At 67.8% G+C, this 21,308-nt stretch carries 22 protein-coding genes, 1 tRNA gene and 1 other RNA gene; 8 read left to right on the top strand and 16 right to left on the bottom strand.

The features are described from left to right. Positions 1-56 precede the first annotated feature (56 nt). Positions 57-3,350 carry a carbamoyl-phosphate synthase large subunit gene (gene carB / locus BUB76_RS15690; RefSeq protein WP_073129842.1) on the top strand — a complete coding sequence of 1,098 codons (3,294 nt, stop codon included), beginning with the start codon at positions 57-59 and terminating at the stop codon, positions 3,348-3,350. Between the two features lie 86 nt (positions 3,351-3,436). Then, complete coding sequence (locus BUB76_RS15685; protein ID WP_073129839.1) at positions 3,437-4,027, top strand: thymidine kinase; 591 nt, start codon at positions 3,437-3,439, stop codon at positions 4,025-4,027. Here the strand turns inward: BUB76_RS15685 and BUB76_RS15680 are convergent. From BUB76_RS15680 to BUB76_RS15635, 10 genes are all read right to left on the bottom strand, one after another. Next, positions 4,024-4,968: a 2-hydroxyacid dehydrogenase gene (locus BUB76_RS15680; protein WP_073129837.1), complete on the bottom strand. Its 945-nt coding sequence runs from the start codon at positions 4,966-4,968 to the stop codon at positions 4,024-4,026. The genes BUB76_RS15685 and BUB76_RS15680 overlap by 4 nt on opposite strands. Beyond that, positions 4,965-5,300, bottom strand: a complete 336-nt coding sequence (locus BUB76_RS15675) for a tRNA-binding protein (RefSeq protein ID WP_073129835.1) — start codon at positions 5,298-5,300, stop codon at positions 4,965-4,967. Before BUB76_RS15675 ends, BUB76_RS15680 begins: the two co-directional genes overlap by 4 nt. Next, the gene (gene proC / locus BUB76_RS15670; RefSeq protein ID WP_073129832.1) at positions 5,297-6,100 is read right to left on the bottom strand and encodes a pyrroline-5-carboxylate reductase; all 804 of its coding nucleotides are present in this window, start codon (positions 6,098-6,100) and stop codon (positions 5,297-5,299) included. The genes BUB76_RS15675 and proC overlap by 4 nt, the downstream gene beginning before the upstream one ends. Positions 6,101-6,274: 174 nt before the next feature. After that, complete coding sequence (locus tag BUB76_RS15665; RefSeq protein WP_073129830.1) at positions 6,275-6,778, bottom strand: type III secretion system chaperone family protein; 504 nt, start codon at positions 6,776-6,778, stop codon at positions 6,275-6,277. 199 nt (positions 6,779-6,977) lie between these two features. Continuing rightward, positions 6,978-7,577, bottom strand: coding sequence for a recombination mediator RecR (gene recR, locus BUB76_RS15660; protein ID WP_073129827.1), 600 nt, complete (start codon positions 7,575-7,577; stop codon positions 6,978-6,980). A gap of 4 nt (positions 7,578-7,581) precedes the next feature. Continuing rightward, positions 7,582-7,926, bottom strand: coding sequence for a YbaB/EbfC family nucleoid-associated protein (locus BUB76_RS15655; RefSeq protein WP_073129825.1), 345 nt, complete (start codon positions 7,924-7,926; stop codon positions 7,582-7,584). Positions 7,927-8,025: 99 nt separating this feature from the next. Further along, complete coding sequence (locus BUB76_RS15650; protein ID WP_073129823.1) at positions 8,026-9,780, bottom strand: DNA polymerase III subunit gamma/tau; 1,755 nt, start codon at positions 9,778-9,780, stop codon at positions 8,026-8,028. 49 nt (positions 9,781-9,829) lie between these two features. Continuing rightward, entirely contained in the window at positions 9,830-10,213 is a 384-nt protein-coding gene (locus tag BUB76_RS15645) for a YidH family protein (protein ID WP_073129820.1), read from the bottom strand. Between the two features lie 144 nt (positions 10,214-10,357). Next, positions 10,358-10,454, bottom strand: an RNA gene (gene ffs, locus BUB76_RS15640) — signal recognition particle sRNA small type. A 32-nt stretch (positions 10,455-10,486) separates the two neighbouring features. After that, positions 10,487-12,241, bottom strand: coding sequence for a bifunctional metallophosphatase/5'-nucleotidase (locus BUB76_RS15635; RefSeq protein ID WP_175550327.1), 1,755 nt, complete (start codon positions 12,239-12,241; stop codon positions 10,487-10,489). Between the two features lie 239 nt (positions 12,242-12,480). Between BUB76_RS15635 and nudC the strand changes: the two genes are divergently transcribed. Genes nudC through BUB76_RS15620 form a run of 3 tightly spaced genes read left to right on the top strand, consistent with a single transcriptional unit; the run spans position 12,481 to position 14,661 of the window. After that, entirely contained in the window at positions 12,481-13,437 is a 957-nt protein-coding gene (gene nudC / locus BUB76_RS15630; protein ID WP_073129816.1) for an NAD(+) diphosphatase, read from the top strand. A 31-nt stretch (positions 13,438-13,468) separates the two neighbouring features. Next, entirely contained in the window at positions 13,469-13,930 is a 462-nt protein-coding gene (locus BUB76_RS15625; RefSeq protein WP_073129814.1) for an SRPBCC family protein, read from the top strand. A 35-nt stretch (positions 13,931-13,965) separates the two neighbouring features. Beyond that, complete coding sequence (locus BUB76_RS15620) at positions 13,966-14,661, top strand: CDP-alcohol phosphatidyltransferase family protein (protein WP_073129812.1); 696 nt, start codon at positions 13,966-13,968, stop codon at positions 14,659-14,661. A 7-nt stretch (positions 14,662-14,668) separates the two neighbouring features. Here the strand turns inward: BUB76_RS15620 and BUB76_RS15615 are convergent, their stop codons facing one another. Genes BUB76_RS15615 through BUB76_RS15605 form a run of 3 tightly spaced genes read right to left on the bottom strand, consistent with a single transcriptional unit; the run spans position 14,669 to position 17,292 of the window. After that, entirely contained in the window at positions 14,669-15,505 is an 837-nt protein-coding gene (locus BUB76_RS15615) for an EamA family transporter (RefSeq protein WP_073129810.1), read from the bottom strand. Further along, positions 15,502-15,702: a DUF3253 domain-containing protein gene (locus BUB76_RS15610; RefSeq protein WP_073129807.1), complete on the bottom strand. Its 201-nt coding sequence runs from the start codon at positions 15,700-15,702 to the stop codon at positions 15,502-15,504. The genes BUB76_RS15615 and BUB76_RS15610 overlap by 4 nt, the downstream gene beginning before the upstream one ends. A 36-nt stretch (positions 15,703-15,738) precedes the next feature. Beyond that, the gene (locus BUB76_RS15605; protein ID WP_073129804.1) at positions 15,739-17,292 is read right to left on the bottom strand and encodes an AMP-binding protein; all 1,554 of its coding nucleotides are present in this window, start codon (positions 17,290-17,292) and stop codon (positions 15,739-15,741) included. Positions 17,293-17,414: 122 nt separating this feature from the next. On the opposite strand from BUB76_RS15605, the gene BUB76_RS15600 reads away from it, so the two are divergent. Further along, on the top strand, positions 17,415-17,759 hold the full coding sequence (locus BUB76_RS15600) for a DUF3140 domain-containing protein (RefSeq protein WP_073129801.1): 345 nt from the start codon (positions 17,415-17,417) through the stop codon (positions 17,757-17,759). A gap of 23 nt (positions 17,760-17,782) precedes the next feature. On the opposite strand, the gene BUB76_RS15595 is transcribed toward BUB76_RS15600, so the two are convergent. Next, positions 17,783-17,858: transfer RNA gene (locus tag BUB76_RS15595), tRNA-Trp, on the bottom strand. A 121-nt stretch (positions 17,859-17,979) separates the two neighbouring features. On the opposite strand from BUB76_RS15595, the gene BUB76_RS15590 reads away from it, so the two are divergent. Both BUB76_RS15590 and BUB76_RS15585 read left to right on the top strand, forming a co-directional pair. Continuing rightward, positions 17,980-18,477 carry a ferritin-like domain-containing protein gene (locus BUB76_RS15590; RefSeq protein WP_073129799.1) on the top strand — a complete coding sequence of 166 codons (498 nt, stop codon included), beginning with the start codon at positions 17,980-17,982 and terminating at the stop codon, positions 18,475-18,477. A gap of 158 nt (positions 18,478-18,635) precedes the next feature. Next, a complete protein-coding gene (locus BUB76_RS15585; RefSeq protein WP_073129797.1) occupies positions 18,636-18,902 on the top strand; it encodes a hypothetical protein in 267 nt (88 codons plus the stop codon). Between the two features lie 19 nt (positions 18,903-18,921). Here BUB76_RS15585 and BUB76_RS15580 read toward each other — a convergent pair whose 3' ends face one another. Both BUB76_RS15580 and tuf read right to left on the bottom strand, forming a co-directional pair. Beyond that, on the bottom strand, positions 18,922-19,890 hold the full coding sequence (locus tag BUB76_RS15580) for a CorA family divalent cation transporter (RefSeq protein ID WP_073129795.1): 969 nt from the start codon (positions 19,888-19,890) through the stop codon (positions 18,922-18,924). 242 nt (positions 19,891-20,132) lie between these two features. Further along, positions 20,133-21,308 (bottom strand): elongation factor Tu (gene tuf / locus BUB76_RS15575; protein ID WP_073127489.1); only part of this gene is annotated, 1,176 nt, incomplete at its 5' end.

Below are 21,308 nucleotides of genomic sequence, written 5' to 3'. Positions count from 1 at the left end.
CGGACGATTTGCGCGCCGGGATCTGCCCCGACCGCGACACGCGCCAGGGGACAGCCATGCCGAAAAGAACCGACATCCAGTCCATCATGATCATCGGGGCGGGACCGATCATCATCGGACAGGCCTGCGAATTCGACTATTCCGGCGCGCAAGCCTGCAAGGCGCTGCGCGAGGAAGGCTATCGCGTCATCTTGGTGAACTCGAACCCGGCGACGATCATGACCGACCCGGGCCTGGCCGACGCCACCTATATCGAGCCGATCACGCCCGAGATCGTGGCCAAGATCATCGCCAAGGAAAAGCCCGACGCCCTGCTGCCCACCATGGGTGGCCAGACCGGCCTGAACACCGCGCTGAAGCTGGAAGAGATGGGCGTGCTGGCCGAACACGGGGTCGAGATGATCGGCGCCCGGCGCGAGGCTATCGAGATGGCCGAGGACCGCAAGCTGTTCCGCGAGGCGATGGAGCGGATCGGCCTGGAAAACCCCGCGGCCACCATCGCGTCGAACATGGACGAGTGCATGGCCGCGCTCGAGCATGTGGGCCTGCCCGCCATCATCCGCCCCGCCTACACGCTGGGCGGCACCGGCGGCGGCGTGGCCTATAACCGCGACGACTACGTGCGCATCTGCAAGGGCGGGCTCGACGCCTCGCCCGTCAGCCAGATCCTGATCGACGAGAGCCTGCTGGGCTGGAAGGAATACGAGATGGAAGTCGTGCGTGACCGCGCCGACAACGCCATCATCGTCTGCGCCATCGAGAATGTGGACCCGATGGGGGTGCATACCGGCGACTCGATCACCGTGGCCCCCGCGCTGACGCTCACCGACAAGGAATACCAGATCATGCGCTCGGCCAGCATCGCCGTGCTGCGCGAGATCGGGGTCGAAACCGGCGGGTCGAACGTTCAATGGGCCGTGAACCCCGAGGACGGCCGCATGGTGGTGATCGAGATGAACCCCCGCGTCTCGCGCTCGTCGGCGCTGGCGTCGAAGGCCACCGGCTTCCCCATCGCCAAGATCGCGGCCAAGCTCGCCGTGGGGTACACGCTCGACGAGCTCGACAACGACATCACGGGCGTGACGCCAGCGTCGTTCGAGCCGTCGATCGACTACGTCGTCACCAAGATCCCGAAATTCGCCTTCGAGAAGTTCCCGGGCGCCACCCCGGACCTGACCACCGCCATGAAGTCGGTGGGCGAGGCCATGGCCATCGGCCGGAGCTTCCACGAGTCGCTGCAAAAGGCGCTGGCCTCGATGGAGTCGGGGCTGACCGGCCTCGACGAGATCGCCATCGACGGCGCCCCCGACCGCGCCAGTATCACCGCCGCGCTCAGCCAACAGACGCCCGACCGCATCCGCGTCATCGCCCAGGCCATGCGCCTGGGGCTGAGCGACGACGAGATCCAGGCCGTGACCAAGTTCGACCCGTGGTTCCTGGCCCGCATCCGCGAGATCATCGACGCCGAGGAACGCGTGCGCTCCAGCGGGCTGCCGACCGACGAGGACGGCCTGCGCGCCCTGAAGATGATGGGCTTCACCGACGCGCGGCTGGCCAAGCTGACCGGCCGGGACGAGGGCAACGTGCGCCGCGCCCGCCACAACCTTGGCGTCACCGCCGTCTTCAAGCGGATCGACACCTGCGCGGCCGAGTTCGAGGCGCAGACGCCCTACATGTATTCCACCTACGAGCACCCGGTCATGGGCGAGGTCGAATGCGAAAGCCGCCCGACCGACGCCAAGAAGGTGGTGATCCTCGGCGGTGGCCCCAACCGGATCGGACAGGGGATCGAGTTCGACTACTGCTGCTGTCACGCCTGTTTCGCGCTGACCGATGCCGGGTTCGAGACCATCATGATCAACTGCAACCCCGAGACCGTCAGCACCGACTACGACACCTCCGACCGGCTGTATTTCGAGCCGCTGACGCTGGAACACGTGATGGAGATCCTGCGCGTCGAGCAGTCGAACGGCACGCTGGCGGGCGTCATCGTGCAATACGGCGGCCAGACGCCGCTCAAGCTGGCCAACGCGTTGCAGGAGGCTGACATCCCCATCCTCGGCACCTCGCCCGACGCCATCGACCTGGCCGAGGACCGCGAGCGGTTCCAGGCGATGCTGAACGAATTGGGCCTGCGCCAGCCCAAGAACGGCCTTGCCCGTTCGGACGACGAGGCGATGGCGATGGCGGCCGAGGTCGGCTACCCGCTGGTGATCCGCCCCTCCTACGTGCTTGGCGGCCGCGCGATGGAGATCGTGCGCGACGACGCCCACCTGGCGCGCTACATCCGCGACGCGGTGGACGTGTCGGGCAAGAACCCGGTCCTGCTGGACAGTTATCTGAGCGGCGCGGTCGAAGTCGACGTGGACTGCCTGAGCGACGGCACCGATGTGCACGTGGCCGGCGTCATGCAGCATATCGAGGAGGCGGGCGTGCATTCGGGCGACAGCGCTTGTTCTCTGCCGCCCTACACCCTGAGCGACGACACGATTGCAGAATTGGAACGTCAGACGAAGGCAATGGCCCTGAAACTGGGCGTTGTCGGCCTGATGAATGTTCAATTCGCGATCAAGGACGACGATATCTACGTGCTCGAGGTCAACCCGCGCGCGTCGCGCACGGTGCCCTTCGTGGCGAAGGCGACCGACAGTGCCATCGCGTCGATCGCGGCACGGCTCATGGCCGGTGAAAAGCTGGCGAGCTTCCCCATGCGCGACCCCTATCCGGATGGCGTGCAACCGGGCGAGACCGTGCCCATCGCCGATCCGCTGACGCTGGCCGATCCGGCGATGCCGTGGTTCTCGGTCAAGGAGTCGGTGCTGCCCTTCGCGCGGTTCCCCGGCGTCGACACGCTGCTCGGGCCCGAGATGCGCTCGACCGGCGAGGTCATGGGCTGGGACCGCGACTTCCCCACCGCCTTCCTCAAGGCGCAGATGGGCGCGGGCGTGCATCTTCCGACCGAAGGCGCGGTCTTCCTGTCGATCAAGGACGCGGACAAGACCGGACAATTGATCGACACCGCGCGCATCCTGACGGAGCTCGGGCTGACCATCGTCGCCACGCGCGGCACCGCCTCGTTCCTGGATGAGAACGGAATCGCGTCGAAGACCGTGAACAAGGTCTACGAGGGCGGGCGTACCATCGTCGACGTGATGAAGGACGGCGACATCGCGCTGGTCATGAACACCACCGAGGGCGCGCAGGCCGTCGAGGACAGCCGCTCCATGCGCAACGTGGCCCTGATGGACCGCATTCCGTATTTCACCACGCTGGCGGGGTGCCACGCGGCGGCGCAGGCCATGCGCGCCCGGGTCGCGGGCGATATCGAGGTGCGCAGCCTGCAGGGCTGAGATCATCCGGGATGATCTCAACCAGACGATCTGGGATCGTCTCTTGCAGATGATCCGAGATCATCTGACCGCGGGATGGAGGGGATTTGGCCAAGCTATACTTCAACTACTCGACCATGAACGCGGGCAAGTCGACGCTGCTCTTGCAAGCCGCGCACAACTACCGCGAACGGGGGATGGAGACGCGGCTGCTGACCACCGGCACCGACACCAGGGCGGGCCTTGGCCGGATCGGCAGCCGGATCGGCATTTCGGCCGCGGCCGAAACCTGCGGGCCGGACGACGACCTGTTCGCGCGCGCCGAAGCCTGGCTCTCGGAGGCCGAGATTGCCTGCATCTTCGTGGACGAGGCGCAGTTCCTGACGCCCGAACAGGTCTGGCAACTGGCCTGCGTGGCCGACGATCTGAGCGTCCCGGTCATGTGCTATGGCCTGCGCGTCGACTTCCAGGGGCGGCTGTTCCCGGCCTCGGCCGCGCTCCTGGCCTGGGCCGACGACATGCGCGAAGTTCGCACCATCTGCCATTGCGGCCGCAAGGCGACCATGGTGGTCCGCAAGGACGCCAAGGGCCGCGTGCTGACTGAAGGCGCGCAGGTGCAGGTCGGCGGGAACGAGACCTACCTGTCGCTCTGCCGGCGCCACTGGCGCGAGGCCACGGGCGAGGCCAGCCCGCTCTAGAGCGCGTGGGGCGGCTCGCGCCCTTCCGCGAAGGCGCGCAGATCCTCGAGGATCACCTCGCCCATGATCAGCCGCACGTCCATCACCGAGGTGCCCATATGCGGCAGCAGGGTGACCCGCTCCATGCACTTCAGCGCGTCCGGCACGTGCGGTTCGTGCTCGTAGACATCCAGCCCCGCACCGGCGATGCCGCCGCGTTCCAACACCTCGATCAGGGCGGACTCGTCCACCACGTCGCCGCGGGCGATATTCACCAGGCAGGCATCGGGGCGCATGGCACCCAGCACCTCGGCATCGATCAGGTGATGCGTCTGCGGTGACGCGGGCACGGCCAGGACGAGAATGTCGACGCGGCTCGCGAGGTCCTTCAGGTCCTCGACCTGCGTGGCGGGAACCCCGGGATCTTCGACGCGCGAGCGGTTGTAGAACGACACCTCCATCCCGAAGCCTTGGTGACAGCGGGCGGCGATGGCCTTGCCGATGCGGCCCATCCCAACGATGCCCAGATGCGCACCGGTGACCTTCTCGCCCAGCAGCGCGCCGGGGTGCCAGCCCTCCCACTCGCCGCGGCGGAGCAGCCGCTCGCCTTCGCCCGCGCGACGGCGGGTCATCAGGATCAGGGTCATGGCGATGTCGGCCGTGCCGTCCGTGACGGCGCCGGGGGTGTTCGTGACGGTGATGCCCTTCGCCCGCGCCGCCTCGACCGCGATGTGGTTGAAGCCGACGCCGTAATTCGCGATCAGCCGGCAGCGGGGATCGCCCTCGAACGCCGCCTCGGAAAGGTCGTCGCCGATGCAGCAGAGCATGGCGTCGAACTCGGCCATCCGCTCGCGCGCGGCCTCGGGCGTCAGCGGCCGGTCCACGTGGGTGACGTCGAAAATGGCTTCAAGCTTTGCATGCGTTTCGTCCGGCAGCCATCTGCTAATGAACAGTTTTTTCAAAACATCCGCCCTCCCAATGGCACATCCCGATCCGGGGCCAGCAACACGACCTCGCCGTCTTCATCCGGCACGCCCAGCACCAGGATCTCGGACATGACGGGTCCGATCTGGCGCGGCGGAAAATTCACGACCGCCATCACCTGCCGACCGACGAGCCCCTCGGGCGTGTAGTGGCGGGTGAGCTGCGCCGAGCTCTTGCGCTCACCCAACGCGCCGAATTCGACCCAAAGCTTGATCGCCGGCTTCCGCGCCTCGGGGAACGGTTCGGCCCGGGTGATGCGCCCCACCCGGATGTCGAGCTTCTGGAAATCGGCGAAGCTCGCCTCGGTCATCCCTTCAGCTCGCGCGAGCGGTCGGCGGCCGCCTTCACCGTGCGCTCCATCAGGTCGGGCAGTTCGCCCATGAGCACATCCAGACCCGCCTGGGTCGTCCCGTTGGGCGAGGTCACGTCGACGCGCAGCTGGCCGGGGTCCTTGGGGCTGTTCTCGGCCAGGTGCCCGGCGCCGCCGACGGTCGCCTTGGCCAGCGCCATGGCCAGGTCGGGCGACAGGCCCTGCGCCTCGCCCGCCTTGGCGAGGCTTTCGATCATGTGGAACACGTAGGCCGGGCCGGAGCCGGACACGCCGGTCACGGCATCCATCTGGTCCTCGCTGTCGAGCCGGACGGTCTGGCCCACCGCCTGCAACAGGTCCTCGGCCAGCGCCAGCGAGGGCTCTCCGCGCTCGTTGGCGACCAGCGCCGTGATCCCGCGGCCCACGGCGGCGGGGGTGTTCGGCATGGCGCGGATCACCGGCGTCGCGGCGCCCAGCGCATCCTCGAACGCGCTGATCGGGGTGCCCGCCGCCACCGACAGGAACACGGTTTCACCGTCGCCCAGCGCGCGCATCTGCGGCAGCGCGTCGCCCATCATCTGCGGCTTCACCGCCACCAGGACCATGGCGGGCGCTTCGGGAAGATCCTCGTTCAGGTGCAGCCCGTCCAGCGATTGCAACCAGTCCGACGGCTTGGGGTCGATCACCCAGACATCCGAGGGCGACAGGCTGCCCGCCAGCCAGCCTTCCAGCATGGCCGACCCCATCTTGCCGCAGCCCAGCAGAACCAGTCCCCGTTTCTTTAGATCGTCCAGATTCATGGCGGCCCCTTTCCTGTCTGCGGCATTCTGTCATTGCGTGACAGAACATGCCGCGACGGTCAGCGCAATCAACCCCGCGCGCCCGGTCGGGGCAACGGCGGGGCTGTCGTTTCGGGGAACAGTCAGGTCGGAACGGGCGCGGCGCCGGCCCCGGCGCCCGCCCGTGTTGGCGGATCAGGCCCGGCCGAACGCCTCGGCAATGGCGATCTGCAGCGCGTCGTCGGGCGCGCGGCCGCCCCACCCCACCAGCTGGAACGCCGGGTAGAACCGCTCGGAAGCGGCGACGGCGGCGCCGATCATGCGGTCGATCTGCTCGGGCGTGGCCGATTGCCCGCCCGACAGGACCAGGCCGTAGCGGAAGACCATCAGGCGCGGTTCGCGCCAGTAGGTGAAGGCGCCCGCCCAGATGTTGTCGTTGGCGCCGTTCAGCACCTCGTAGATTGCCGGCAGGCGATCCTCGGGCGGCTCCATCTCGAAGGTGCAGATCAGGCGCAGCGTCTCGTCCTGCGGCGACCAGGCCAGCGTCAGCGAATAGCTGCGCCATTGCCCCTGTACCATCATCGCGATCTGGTCATCGGCCACGCGGTCGAATTCCCACTCGTGATACTCGGCAAGGTGTTCGACGATATCGATCGGATCCAGCTCGTCGCTCTGGAAATACTGCTCGCTCAGTGCCATGGCGCCCTCATGTTTATTATGCCGCGGGCCTCTTGCGGGCCGCTTTGGCTGGTGCCTGTGCAAGGACGGCGGTTTTTTTTCGCCTGTCCTTGACAACATGGTGTGGGAAGGGCGGTCACCTGTAAAGGACTAACTGGGGCCTGATTCCACGGTTCTTGTGGATAGGCGGGAAGATTCACCAAGATATGGCCGAATTTCGCTAGATTTGCTTCCGCGCGCGCAGGGCCGCGCCAATCGTGCCGTCGTCGAGGTAGTCCAGCTCGCCGCCGATGGGCACGCCCTGGGCCAGCGACGTGACGGTGACACCGCGCCCCTGCAACTGGTCCGCGATGTAATGGGCCGTCGTCTGCCCGTCGACCGTGGCGTTCAGCGCCAGGATGACCTCGGTCACGCCATCCGCCGCGATGCGGTCCATGAGGTGGGGAATGCGCAGATCCTCGGGGCCCACGGCATCCAGCGCCGACAGGGTGCCACCCAGGACGTGATAACGGCCGCGAAAGGCGCCGCCCCGCTCCATCGCCCACAGATCGGCCACGTCCTCGACCACGCAGATTTCGCCGGTGGTCCGCTTCTCGGACTGGCAGATCGCGCAAAGCTCTTCGGTGCCGATATTGCCGCAATTGATGCAGGGGCGCACGCGGTCGGCGACCTCGGCCATGCTTTGCGCCAGCGGGCGCATGAGCTGGCCACGCTTCTTGATGAGGTGGAGCACCGCACGCCGGGCCGAGCGCGGCCCAAGTCCCGGCAGCCGCGCCATCAGGTCGATCAGAGCCTGAACATCCTCGCCCGCGCCCGCCACGTGATCAGAAGGGCAGCTTCATGCCCGGCGGCAGGCCCAGGCCTTCGGTCAGCTTCTGCATCTCCTGCTGGCTGCGCTCGGAGGCTTTCAGCTGCGCGTCCTTGATGGCGGCGAGAATCAGGTCCTCGACGACCTCTTTCTCGTCGGGATTGAAGATCGACGGATCGATGTCCAGCGCCGTCAGCTCGCCCTTGGCGGTGGCGGTCGCCTTGACGAGGCCCGCGCCGGATTCGCCGGTGATGGTGATGGTGCGAAGCTCTTCCTGCAGGTTCTCCATCTTGCCCTGCATATCCTTGGCGGCGGCCATCATCTTGGCCATGTCGCCCAATCCGCCCATGCCTTTGAACATCCTGTCACTCCTGCCTCGGGATCTTGCGTTCAATCACAGATACGAAGCGTCTTGCCGCATCGCAAGGCATGCGCCGCGCGAAAGCGGGCGCGCGGCCGCTCAATCCTCGGCGAAGGGATCCCATTCGTCCTCGACCTCGGGCAGGGCCTCGGCTGCGGCCTCGGCCGCGATCTGCGCGGCCGACCGGATCTCGAGGATCTTGGCCTCGGGAAAGCGCGCGCGCACCGCCTGCATCAAGGGGTGCGCCTCGGCCCTGGCCTCGAGCTCCAGCCGCTCGCGGTCGCGCTCCTCGGCGATGGTCGGCGCGCCGCCTTCGGCGACGACCGACACCGCCCAGCGCGCGCCGGTCCAGGTTTGCAGGCGTTGCGACAGCCGCGCGGCCAGGTCTCGCGGCGCGGCGTCGGTGGGCGCGACCTCGATCCGGCCGGGGCTGTAGCGGACCAGCCTCACGCCGGTTTCGACATCGATCAGCAGCTTGGCGTCGCGGTTGAAACGGATCAGCGCGACGACCTGTTCGAACGTGGCGAACCGCGCCAGCGCGTCCGTGTCGGCGGCCAGCGCCGTGACGGCGCCGCCGGACCCGCCACCGCCGCGCGGCGCCGATCCGCCGTTCGTGTGCGGCGCCGAGGCCGAGGGCCCGGCGGGGGCCGGCGCGGGCGCCGCGGGGCCCGGTGCGGGCGCACCGGCGGGCGGGCCGTCCTGCAACTTCTTCAGCAGGTCCTCGGGCGGCGGCAGGTCGGACACGTGGGTCAGGCGAATGATCGCCATCTCGGCCGCCATCATGGCGTTGGGGGCGGCCGCGACCTCTTCCAGCGCCTTCAGCAGCATCTGCCAGCTGCGGGTCAGCACCCGCATGGACAGGGCTTCGGCCATGCGGCGGCCGCGGTCACGCTCGTCGGGGCCCACGGTCGGATCCTCGGCCGCGTCCGGCGTGATCTTGATGACGCTGAGCCAATGGGTGATCTCGGCCAGGTCGCGCAGCACGGCCAGCGGGTCGGCCCCGTCGGCGTATTGCCCCGCGATCTCGGCCAGCGCACCGGCCGCGTCGCCGCGCATGATCGTGTCGAAGAGGTCGAGCACCCGGCCCCTGTCGGCCAGCCCCAGCATGGCGCGCACCGCCTCGGCGGTGGTCTCGCCCGCCCCGTGGGAGATCGCCTGGTCCATCAGCGACAGCGCATCGCGCACCGACCCTTCGGCGGCGCGCACGATCAGGCCCAGCGCATCGGCGCCGATCTCGGCCCCCTCACGGTCGGCGATGCCGCGCAGGTGCGCCAGCATGACCTCTGGCTCGATCCGGCGCAGGTCGAACCGCTGACAGCGCGACAGGACGGTGACCGGCACCTTGCGGATCTCGGTCGTGGCGAAGATGAACTTCACGTGGGCGGGCGGCTCTTCCAGCGTCTTCAGCAGCGCGTTGAACGCGCTGTTCGACAGCATGTGGACCTCGTCGATGATGTAGATCTTGTAGCGCGCCGAGGCGGGCGCGTACTGCACCGAGTTCAACACGTTGTCGCGGATGTCGTTGATGCCGGTCTGCGACGCGCCGTCCATCTCCATCACGTCCACGTGGGTGCCCTTCGCGATGGCGATGCAGGGCTCGCATTGGCCACAAGGGGTGGTGGTCGGCCCGCCCTGCCCCTCGGGACCGATGCAGTTCATGCCCTTGGCGATGATCCGCGCGGTGGTCGTCTTCCCGGTGCCGCGGATGCCCGTCATCATGAAGGCCTGCGCGATGCGGTCCGCCTTGAACGCGTTCTCCAGCGTGCGCACCATCGCATCCTGCCCGATCAGGTCGGCGAAGGTCTGGGGGCGGTATTTGCGGGCAAGCACCTGGTAGGCGGGCTGGTCGGTCATGGGCTCTCGGTCGAGTCGGGATGTGAGCCGCCAGCCTAGCGCCCTTGGCCTAGAGCAGCCAGAGCACGACGCATGTGAATACCGTCCCGGCGCAGAGCACGACGGTCAGGAGGTGCAAGCGCCACACCGGCTGGCAACGGGCATCGCGGGTCGTGAAATTGCCGTGGTTGATCCGGGCTTCGGACCATCCTGCCAAAAAGATGCACAGCGCCGCGAAGATGAAGACCGACGCGACAGCTTTCGGCAGCCAGGTCGGCTCGGCCGGGCCGAACACTCCCTGCAGAGCGATGGCCACCACCATGGTCGTCAGCCCGGTGCGCACCCAGCCGGCATAAGTCCGCTCGGCCGCCAGAACAGTCCGATCCTCGGCCCAGTCCGTCCGGTCCTCGGCCCATTGGGTCCGATCCCGCGCCATCTGGTTCTTGTCGCTCATCGCAGGGAGGATAGCGCCGTTGGGACGCGACGCCATGCGGTCCGGCGATTTGCGCGACGCACGCCCAGCTTCCCGGCTTGGCGGGCCGAGCGATTGGACCAGGGACCGCGACGGCCGATGCGGCCCATATTGTCAGGAGAAGTGGGTGAGAGGCTGGACAGCGACCCAAGCGGGGCTCGTTGCGGCTGCTTCCTTCCGGATCTGACCGGGTTGGCGAGGCGCCTGCCCGCGCCAGCCTCTCGACCCCGCAGATAACCGCGCGCGCGGGGGAATTCAACCGGCGCCGGCGCCCAGCCGGAACCGGGCCCGCGCGCCCGCGCCATCGACCTGTGTCACCGGACCCAGATCCTCGATCAGGTCCAGGACATGCGCGGCCTCGGGCGCGGTCGTGAAGACGGGCCGCACCGTGGTGGGCCAGCGTAGCGTGAAGCACGGCTGCCACAGGGATTCGTCCACCAGGTCCAGCCCGCGCTCGACCAGCGCGGACTGCACGGTCCCCAATGTGCCGTAACGGACCTTCTGCTGGCTGCAGCCGGGCCACGCCCGCCCGCCGCAGGCGCGGAAGAACGACATGGCGACGGTGTACCGGGCGTCGAAGTCGAGCGCGCGGCCGCGCACGCGGATGTCACGGACCCGCCCATTGGGACGCTCGCTGGAAAGGTCGAAGGTCACGTCGATATCGGGGCTCAGGCTCAGTTCGAGCCCCGGGACCCGGTCGTTCACGATTTCCCGCCCGTCGGCATGATCCGGCAGGAACCGGAACCCGGCCGCACTGCGCACCAGGATCGCGCGCAGGTCGTCACCGCTGAGCGTCACGGCGCAAATCCGTTCCGCGTAGGGATGAAGCCGGGCCATTTGGGCCAGCCGCACCTCGCCCGCCGGCAGGTTCGTCCAGGAATCGCGTCCCCCCTGCCAGCCCGTGTGGGGCGGCCCCGCCAGCCCGATCAGGTATGCCGGGTCCAGGTCGGGGAACGCATCGGCCACCACGTCGCGCATGACGCGCGCCACGAGCATGGTGCCCGGATCGCGCCCGAGGCGGGCAAAGTAGGACGTGGCCGGTCGCGGCATCCGACCGAGGATTCGACCGGCCGAGGCTTCTGCCCGGGCGTGAGCGTCCGCGGTTACCGCGTGAACGCGCAATGCGGGCGACACATCGGTATCGACGGCGCCGCGGGCCGCGTACACCCGGGATTGGTGCCCCAGCACGCGCCAGCCGTTCCCTTCGAATTCCAGCGACAGGTCAATGCACCCAAGGTGACGACCGTAGCACCCCGGCATGATCGCAGGCACCCCGCCGATATCCCCATCCGAAGGGGCACCCTCCGCCGGAAAGACGGCGTGCCGATGGCCCATGACGATGGCGTCCACGCCGTCCAGCGCCGCGATGTTCTCGACCAGATCCGACCGGTTCGACGTGCCATAGGACGGACCTTCGTGACACAGGACGAGACAAATGTCGGCCCCCATGGATCTGAGATCGTCCAGGCCTTGCGTCAGCGCCTCGATCGGCTGCTCCATGCGAAGATCCGCCATGTCCGTGTGGGCATGGCGGAGCTCGGCCACCGTGTGAGGCGGAAGAGCAGACAGGATCCCGATCCGAATGGACCGCTCCCCGTCGTCGTCCCCGTGCATCGTCCTGGTCACCATCGCCGTGCGGACGACCGGCCCGGCTGGCTCATCTGCGATCAGGTTGGTCCCGAGGACTGGAAAATCGGCCTCGCGCAGTGCCGTCCGAAGGCTCCTCAACCCGAAGTCCATGTCGTGATTACCCAGGGCGACCGCGTCATATTGCAACGCGTTCATCGCGGCGATGACGGGGTTCTCCTCGTCATCCGGTTGCTCCATCGCCTGGTCGGCCAGGAACGTCCCGGTCAGGAAATCGCCCGCATCGACAAGGATGCTGGGCCACGGACCGTCGCGCATCGCCTCGATCACGGGCGCCAGGGACGTGAGGCCACCGGACTCTTTCGTCCGTCCGGCGACATAGTCGAACGCCCGCAGATGACCGTGCAGGTCGATGGTGGCCAAAATCCGGAGCCTTATGGCCCGTCCACCCTTCTGTCGCGACAAATTTTCTCTGGAAAACGCATGACCCTGCGAAGACCGGTACATGGAACTCGAAAAATCCCTTCAAACCGCGTAGTGCGTTGATCCACAACGCGGATCCTTCCTCCAAAAGTTGAAGTGTGCAACCTTTCTGACACACTTGCAATCCTCCTCATGCTTGGCGATTAGGGCGACGTAGCGTCGCGGGGAAGGTGGCCAAAATGCAACGTGCCGAACTGGTAACCTTTGGCGGATCCGGGCTGGATCGTGCGGCGTACCTGCGCAAGGACGTCGAGGACCAGCGCAAGGCCGCCGGCGCGCGTGTGCTGCTCTTCTGGCGCGGGAAACCGCTGGTCCGCGGCGATGCGACCGCGCCGCGCCTGGGCGAGATCGCCCCGGACAGCAAGGCCCTTCAAGATGCCGGGCCGCTGATCCTGCTGGGCGTCGACGACACGGGCCCCCTGCTGGCCGCATCGCTGGACCGCTGGCAGCCGGACAAGATGCCCGAAAGCCTCAACGCTTTCCTGGACCCGTCGGTGCAGCGTCACCCGGCCCTGCCCGACGATCACGGGTTCCACGAACTGCGCGCTCTGATGACCCGGCTCACCCCGCGCGAGGCCGAACTGGCGGCGACGGCGCGCGGGCTGTTCGAATGGCACCGCATCCACCGTTTCTGCGCGCGTTGCGGCGCCGAAAGCGAAATGGCGCAGGCCGGATGGCAGCGCGACTGCCCCGCCTGCGGGGCGCATCATTTCCCCCGCTGCGACCCGGTGGCGATCATGCTGATCACTCACGGCAACGACCTGCTGCTGGGTCGCTCGCCGGGCTGGCCGGACCGGATGTATTCGCTGCTGGCCGGTTTCGTCGAACCGGGCGAGACCATCGAGGCCGCCGTGCGGCGCGAGACCTTCGAAGAGTCCGGCATCCGCGTCGGGCCCGTGCGCTATCTCGCCAGCCAGCCCTGGCCCTTCCCGGCATCGCTGATGCTGGGATGCCATGGCACCGCCACCAGCCGCGAGATCCGCATCGATCCGGCCGAGATCGAGGACGCGCTGTGGGTCTCGCGCGAAGAACTGATGCGCGCCGTCTCGGGCGAGCATCCCGACATCGCACCCGCGCGCCCCGGCGCCATCGCGCATTTCCTGATCCGTCACTGGTTGGCCGACACGCTGGATTGACGCGCCGCGCGGGCTGGGCAACAAACGCGCCATGAAGATTTCCACCCGCCGAGATGTGGATGTGGCCCCGGACCGGGTCTTTGCCGCACTGACCGACTTCACGCGCTTCGAACAGAAGGCGCGGGCCGCCGGCGCGCAGGTCGACCTGACCAACGGCGAAAGCCGCGGCATGGCGGCATGGCGGGTCCGGTTCGACTATCGCGGCCGATCGCGCAAGGCCGACCTGCGCGTGGTCACCTACGACCCCGACACACAGCTGGCGATCAAGGCCGAGCTGGATGGCATACACACCCTCTTCAATGTCGAGGTGATGGAGGTCGCGCCCAACTGCGCGCGGATGTTCGTATCGCTGGATATCCGTCCCACCACCATGAAGGGCCGCCTTCTGGTGCAGTCCCTGAAGCTGGCCAAGACGTCGATGACGCGGCGGCTGGATCGCCGGCTGGACCAGTTCGCGCGCGAGATCGAACGCCGCCCGGCCGGCGGCATCTGATTGCACTTGGCCGCACCATCCGGCAGGAGGCAGCCATGACCCTGCGCATCAAGGCCCTTTTCGTCCACCTGCTGACCGCCAGCGGCGCCGTCTTCGCCATGCTGGCGATGCTGGCCGCGGTGGACCAGAAATGGGACATCATGTGGCTGTGGCTTGTGGTGGCCTTCTTCGTCGACGGCATCGACGGCCCGCTGGCCCGACGCTACGACGTGGGAACGAACGCGCCGCAGCTCGACGGGGTGTTGATGGACCTGATCATCGACTACCTGACCTACGTTTTCATCCCGGCCTACGCGCTGTTCCGGTCGGACCTTCTACCGGGCTGGACGGGCTGGATCGCCATCATCGTCATCACCTACACCTCGGTCATCTACTTCGCCGACACGCGGATGAAGACGCGGGACTACTCGTTCCAGGGCTTCCCGGGCTGCTGGAACATGGCGGTGCTGGTCTTCTTCGCGGTCCAGCCGGAATGGTGGACGATCCTCATCATCACGGTCCTTCTGGCCGCGGCGATGTTCCTGCCGCTGAAATTCGTGCACCCGACCCGCACGCAACGCTGGCGCGTGCTGACGCTGCCGGCCGCACTGGCGTGGACGGTCCTGGCGGGCGTCGCGGCGTGGCAGAACTTCCAGACCTCCGATGCGCTGCACCTGGCGCTGATCGTCCTGTCGATCTACCTGGTCTTCGCCGGGATCGCGCAGCAGTGGATCTACCGCGAAAAGCTCTGACCCTGGGTCAGAGCCGGGTCAGCGCGACGCCCGCCACGATCAGCAGGGCCGAAAGCGCCTTGCCCCGGTGCATCCGTTCGCCCAGCACCAGCCAGCCGATCAGCACCGCGAAAAGGATCGAGCTTTCGCGCAGCGCCGCCACCAGGGCAATGGGCGCAACGGTCATGGCCCAGACCGCGATGGCATAGGCGCCGTAGGACGCCGCCGCGGCCAGCGCCCCCAGGCCCCAGGCCCGCCTGTCGGCCCGCAACACGTCCCGCCCCCGCAGCGCCAGGCAGACCGGCGTGAACAGCACCATGTCGAGAAAGAACAGCCACGCGACGAAGGTCACCGCGTCGCCCGACACCCGGGCGCCCAGCCCGTCGACGATGGAATAGCCCGCCGTCATGGCCGCCGAGCCCAGGGCGAAGGGCAGCAGGCGCACCGCCTCGCCGCCCGAGAACACGCCCCGCGCCATGCCGAGGATCCCCGCGCCCAGCACGGCGATGCCCGCGTATTCCCAACCCGTCAGCGCATCGGTCAGGACCAGCCCGCTCAGCGCCATGACGATCAGCGGCGCGGTGCCGCGCGCGATGGGGTAGACCCGGCTCAGGTCGCCCTGTTCGTAGGCCAGCGCCAGGAACAGCTTGTATCCCGCGTGAAACAGCCCGCTGGCGGCCAGCCACGGCACCACCTCGAGCCCCGGCAGGTCCCGCATGAGCAGGATCACCAGCCCGGCCACCCCCTGCACGATGGTGAGGATCAGCATGCCGGTGATCTTGGACGCGCCGAACTTGATCAGGCTGTTCCACGCCGCGTGCAGGAAGGCCGCCGCCATCACGGCGGCGAAGATACCGGCGCTCATTCCGTGATCTGCAAACGGATCGGGCCGCGTGCTGCCACCGGATCGACCGGACGGCCCCGCTGGGTCGCCCGCAGCGGTAGCGTGGCGGCGACGCGGCGCACGTCGTCCATCAGTGGCCGCCAGTCATCCGCAAGCCGGCGCGCGGCCTCGGACGGGCAGAAGGTCTTGTCGGGCCCGCGGCTGCGGGCCAGCGCCATCAATACCTCTGCCACCTCCTCGTCCGATGCCACCGGTCAGGCCAGCCCGTCCCGCAGCACCCGGCGCAGGATCTTGCCAGAGGCGGACTTCGGGATCTCGTCCACCAGCCGCACGTCCCGCGGCACCTTGTAGGACGACAGTCGCCCGGCCAGGAAGGCGGTGACGTCTTCGGCCGACAGCCCGGCACCGTCCTGCGCGACGACGAAGGCCACCGGCACCTCGCCCGACTCGTCGTCGGGCTTGCCCAGCACGGCGCAGTCGGTGATGGCGTCGTGGGCCAGCAGCTCGGCCTCGAGCTCGGCGGGCGCCACTTGGAAACCCTTCACCTTGATCAGCTCCTTCACCCGCTCGCGCATGAAGAAGTATCCGTCCTCGTCCGCCACGGCCAGGTCGCCGGTGCGCAGCCAGCCATCCTCGGTGATGGTGGCGGCGGTCGCCTCGGCGTTGTTCAGGTAGCCCAGCATCACCTGCGGCCCGCGCACCCACAGCTCGCCCTCGCCGCCCGGGGCGCAATCCTCGCCCGTTTCGAGATCCACGATCCGGCACTCGGTATTGGCGATCGCCACGCCCGAGGCGCCCGACTTGGGCCGCGCCAGGGGCGTCGCGTGGCTGACGGGCGACAGCTCGGTCATGCCGTAGGCCTGCGTGGTCACGGCGCCCAGCCGCTTGGCCGCCGCGTCGGCCACGTCGCCGCCCAGGGGCGCCGCCCCGCTGATGAGCTGCTTGACCGACGACAGGTCGTGTTCGTCCACCATCGGGTGCTTGGCCAGCGCCAGCACCACGGGCGGCACGAGGTATAGCTTCTTCACACCGTGCCGCGGGATGAGCTGCAAGAACAGCTCCAGCTCGAAACGCGGCATGGTCACCAGCGCGCCGCCCCCCGCCAGGAAGGCGTTCATCAGCACGTTCATCCCGTAGATGTGGAAGAACGGCAGGAAGGCGACCGTGCTTTCGCCCTTTTCGATGGGCAGTGCCGCCAGCGTCTGGTCCACGTTGGCGACCATGTTGCGATTGCTGAGCATGACACCCTTCGGCAGGCCCGTGGTGCCCGAGGAATAGGGCAGCACCACGATGTCCCGCTCCAGGTCCACCGGCACCTGCGCCCCCAGCGGGTCGCCCATGAGCGCGGTCAGCGGCGTCGCCTCCGGCGCCTCGCCGATCACCGCGATCTGGCTGACCTTGGTGCCTTCTGCCGCCGCGCGCGCGGTGTCGAGGAACATGGGCACCGTCACCAGCCAGGTTGCGCCCGAGTCGGTCAGCTGCTTGCGCACCTCGTGGGCTGTGTAGGTCGGGTTGACCGTGGTCACGGTGCCGCCCGCGAAGGCCGTGCCGTGGAAGACCACTGCGTATTCCGGCACGTTGGGCGCCATCAGCGCCAGCACGTCGCCGCGCTTCAGCCCCCGGTCGATCAAGCCGCCCGCGAGCCGGCGGACCGCATCCTCCAAAGCCGCCGCGGTCAAGCTGCGCCCCGTGGGACCATCGGTGAGAACGACGGCGTCGCCCTGCCCCTCCAGGCCGGCGATCAGGCGTTCCGTGATCGACATCTCGGGGATGGCAATCGTGTCGTGCGGGCTTGTGATGATGGCCATGCGCGTCCTCCCAAACGGCGTTGATCCGTCCGACCCTAACCAAGCCGACGCCAATGACCAGAGCCCGCGCGGAACCCGACGGACACCCGGTCGATTGCCGCTGCAACGAAAGGATAGACGCAATGGCAAAATCGAAAGACGAGATCTGGGACGAATGGGGCGACCGCGTGAACATGGCGCCGCAAGAGCTCGAGGACTGGCTGGAGACCGAGGAAAGCAAGTCGGTGGGCGATGACGATGGCGGCGAGTCCACGGGTCACCAGTCGGGCCGCAAGATCGTGAAGATCAAGCGCACCAACAAGGACGACCTGACCGACGCCCAGTGGGACCATATGCAAAAGGTGGTGGGTTACATCAATCGTCACTGCGCGCAGGTGCCCAACGGTGATCTCGAGGACAGCACGTGGCGGTATTCACTGATGAACTGGGGGCATGACCCGCTGAAGGACGACGGCTGCGCGTCGTGACGTTCGCGGGTCTTTTGGTGGATTGGCAGGGGCAGCAGGGCTCGAACCCGCGACCTACGGTTTTGGAGACCGTCGCTCTACCAGCTGAGCTATACCCCTAGGCCGCGTGTTGCGTATGGCAGGCGCGGGCCCCCGTCAAGGCCGGATCGTGTGGAACAATGGGCGGCTGCGAATGTTGTTTTCGCAACGAATGCCTACTTCGACGGAAGGAGATAACACCATGGCGATGAACAGCCTCAAAGACGTCTATATCGACCAGATCCAGGACCTCTATAGCGCCTGCAAACAGTCGATCGAGGCGACGACCGCCCTTGGTCAGGCCACCGAGGACAAGGAACTCGGCGAAGCCATGGCCGCGGGCAGCGCCGGCATTGCCGACGGCATGCAGAAGCTCGAACAGATCTGCTCGGACCACGGCGTGAACCCCGATGGCGAGTTCTGCAAGGGCATGGAAGGTCTCGTGAAAGAGGCGCATGCCCACGCGCTCGACGAAGAGTTCGGCGATAGCGACGTGCGCGATGCCATGATCATCACCCAATACCAGCGGATGGTGCATTATGCGCTGGCCGGCTATGGCTGCCTCGTCGCCTTCGCCAACCGGCTGAAGCTGGACGGCGACGCGGCGATCCTGCAGGAATGCCTCGACCAGACCTACGATGGCGACCGGCACATGACCGAGATCGCCACCAAGGGCGGCGTGAACGCCGCCGCGGCCTGATCCCCGATCTTTCCGGCGCGGCCTGACCCGCCGCGCCCGACACACCCCCGCAGTTCTCTGCGGGGGTGTTTTCGTATGGCGCGAAAGCCCGGTCCGTCCGGCCAATCTCCTGCCCCAATCGCGTGCGATGACTGGCCCGGTGCAGAACGGAGGGTCGGTTGCTCACGCTCGATCTCGAATGGCTGGCATGGCTGCTGGTGGCCTGGCTGGTGGGCGGCCTCGCATGGCGGGGGCTCGCGCACGTGGTGCAGGTGCGCACGCTTCGCCGGACGAGGACACCCCTGGGCAGCCCCGTCTATAGCTGGAAAACCCCGCTGGGCCGCACCCGCAGATCGCACACGCATCCGGGCCTGGGCCAAAGACCGGGCGACAGTTTCGACGGTGGCGACTGGGGGGCGTGCGGGGACGGCGACGGCGGCGACTAGGCCGGGCGCCGGCGACGCGTCAAAGCACGCGGAACAGCCGCAGCACCGCCAGCACCGCCACCGCCATGACCACCATCGACCCGCTGAACACCCAGAAGGCGGGCGGCCATGACGCGCCCGGCATGCCCGCGAGGTTGATTCCCATCAGGCCCGTCATGAAGCCCAAAGGCAGGAACACGGCCGAGATCACCGACAACACGTAGAGATTGCGGTTGAGCCGCTCGTCGCGGGCGCCGTCGATCTCGGCGCGGATGGTGGCCAGCTGTTCGCGCACGGCATCCAGCGTCTCGGTCACGCGGGTCAGCTGGTCGAGCTGTTCGCCCAGCTTCGCGTGATCGGCCTCGTCGACCCAGTCCAGTCCAGCCCGCAGGCAGTCGCGCACGGCGTCGCGCTGGGCGGGAAGGAAGCGGCGCAGGTCGGCCACCTCGAGCCGCTGATCGGTTGTCTCGGCGGCGTGGTTCGGCATCGGATCCTGGATGACCGCCGCCTCGAGCGCCTCGCTCCGCGCCTCGAGGTCGGCGACCTGCGCCTCGATCCTGTCGGTCAGCAGCTCGACCAGGTCGGCCAGGAACGCGCCCGCGTCCTCGGGCCCCTGCCCGCGCGCGATGCGATCCGACAGCTCGCCCACCGATCGCAGCTTGCGCCGCGACAGCGACACGATCCGGGCGGGGTCGATATAGACGCGCAGCGACACCATGTCCTCGGGGTCGGCGCCTTCGTTCAGGTTGATGCCCCGCAGGATCAGCAGCAGGCCCGCGCCGATCCGCAGCGCGCGCGGTCGGCTCATCGGTTCGGTCAGGGCGGCCCGGATCGACGGATCGAGATAGTCCAGATGCCGCTCGATCCAGATCGCGGTTTCGGGGCGGTCGAATGACAGGTGAACCCAGGCGCAGCCATCGGCGGCCAGCGCCTCGGAAATGTCCTCGTCGGTGTCGATCGCGGCGCCGTCACCGGCCAGTCGGTGGGCAAGGACGATATGTCGATCCATGGGCGGGGTCCTTTCCGGTCGCGCGGTCCCGAACCCTCTACCGGCGCGGTCCCTGCGCTTGCAACGAAATGCGCGGTGCGCCGGTTCAACGGCACGGGTCGTTTCGCGTCAGGACGGCGAAGAATGCCCTGACACCGCGCCCGTGGGGATGCAGGGGGGCCGGCACGACAAAGGCCCCTCGCGGGGCCTTTGCGCTTTCGGTCTCGGGTCATCCCGGCGGGGTGCGCCGGGATGCGTTCCGATTACTCGATGATCTTCGACACCACGCCGGCGCCGACGGTGCGGCCGCCTTCGCGGATGGCGAAGCGCAGTTTCTCTTCCATGGCGATCGGCGCGATCAGCTCGACGCCGAACTGCACGTTGTCGCCCGGCATGACCATCTCGGTGCCTTCGTTCAGCTGCACCGTGCCGGTCACGTCCGTCGTGCGGAAGTAGAACTGCGGGCGGTAGTTCGCGAAGAACGGCGTGTGGCGGCCGCCCTCTTCCTTGGTCAGGATGTAGGCCTCGGCCTCGAACTTCGTGTGCGGCTTCACCGAGCCGGGCTTGCACAGCACCTGGCCACGCTCGACGCCGTCACGGTCCACGCCGCGCAGCAGCGCGCCGATGTTGTCGCCGGCTTCGCCGCGGTCCAGCAGCTTGCGGAACATCTCGACACCGGTGCAGGTCGTCTTCTTGGTGTCGCGGATGCCGACGATCTCGATCTCGTCGCCCACGTTGATCACGCCACGCTCCACACGGCCGGTGACCACGGTGCCGCGGCCCGAGATCGAGAACACGTCCTCGACCGGCATCAGGAACGGCTGGTCCACGGCGCGCTCGGGCGTCGGGATGTACTCGTCCACGGCGGCCATGAGCTTCTTGATCGACTCTTCGCCGATCTCGGGGTTCTCGCCGTTCATCGCGGCCAGAGCCGAGCCCGGGATGACCGGGATGTCGTCGCCGGGATACTCGTAGGACGACAGCAGCTCGCGGATTTCCATCTCGACGAGCTCCAGCAGCTCCTCGTCATCCACCTGGTCGACCTTGTTCATGTAGACCACGATCGCGGGGATGCCGACCTGGCGGCCCAGCAGGATGTGCTCGCGCGTCTGCGGCATGGGGCCGTCGGCGGCGTTCACCACCAGGATCGCGCCGTCCATCTGCGCGGCGCCGGTGATCATGTTCTTCACGTAGTCGGCGTGGCCGGGGCAGTCCACGTGGGCATAGTGGCGGGCCTCGGTCTCGTACTCCACGTGCGCGGTCGAGATCGTGATGCCGCGGGCCTTCTCCTCGGGCGCGCCGTCGATCTGGTCGTAAGCGCGGAAGTCGCCGAAATACTTGGTGATCGCCGCGGTCAGCGTCGTCTTGCCGTGGTCAACGTGACCGATGGTCCCGATGTTCACGTGCGGTTTGTTGCGTTCGAACTTTGCCTTCGCCAT

Origin of the sequence: Palleronia salina (assembly GCF_900141995.1) — a bacterium.
Lineage (GTDB): Bacteria > Pseudomonadota > Alphaproteobacteria > Rhodobacterales > Rhodobacteraceae > Palleronia > Palleronia salina.
The sequence above is the reverse complement of the archived record's forward strand: the minus strand, read 5'-3'. Positions and strand labels throughout refer to the sequence as shown.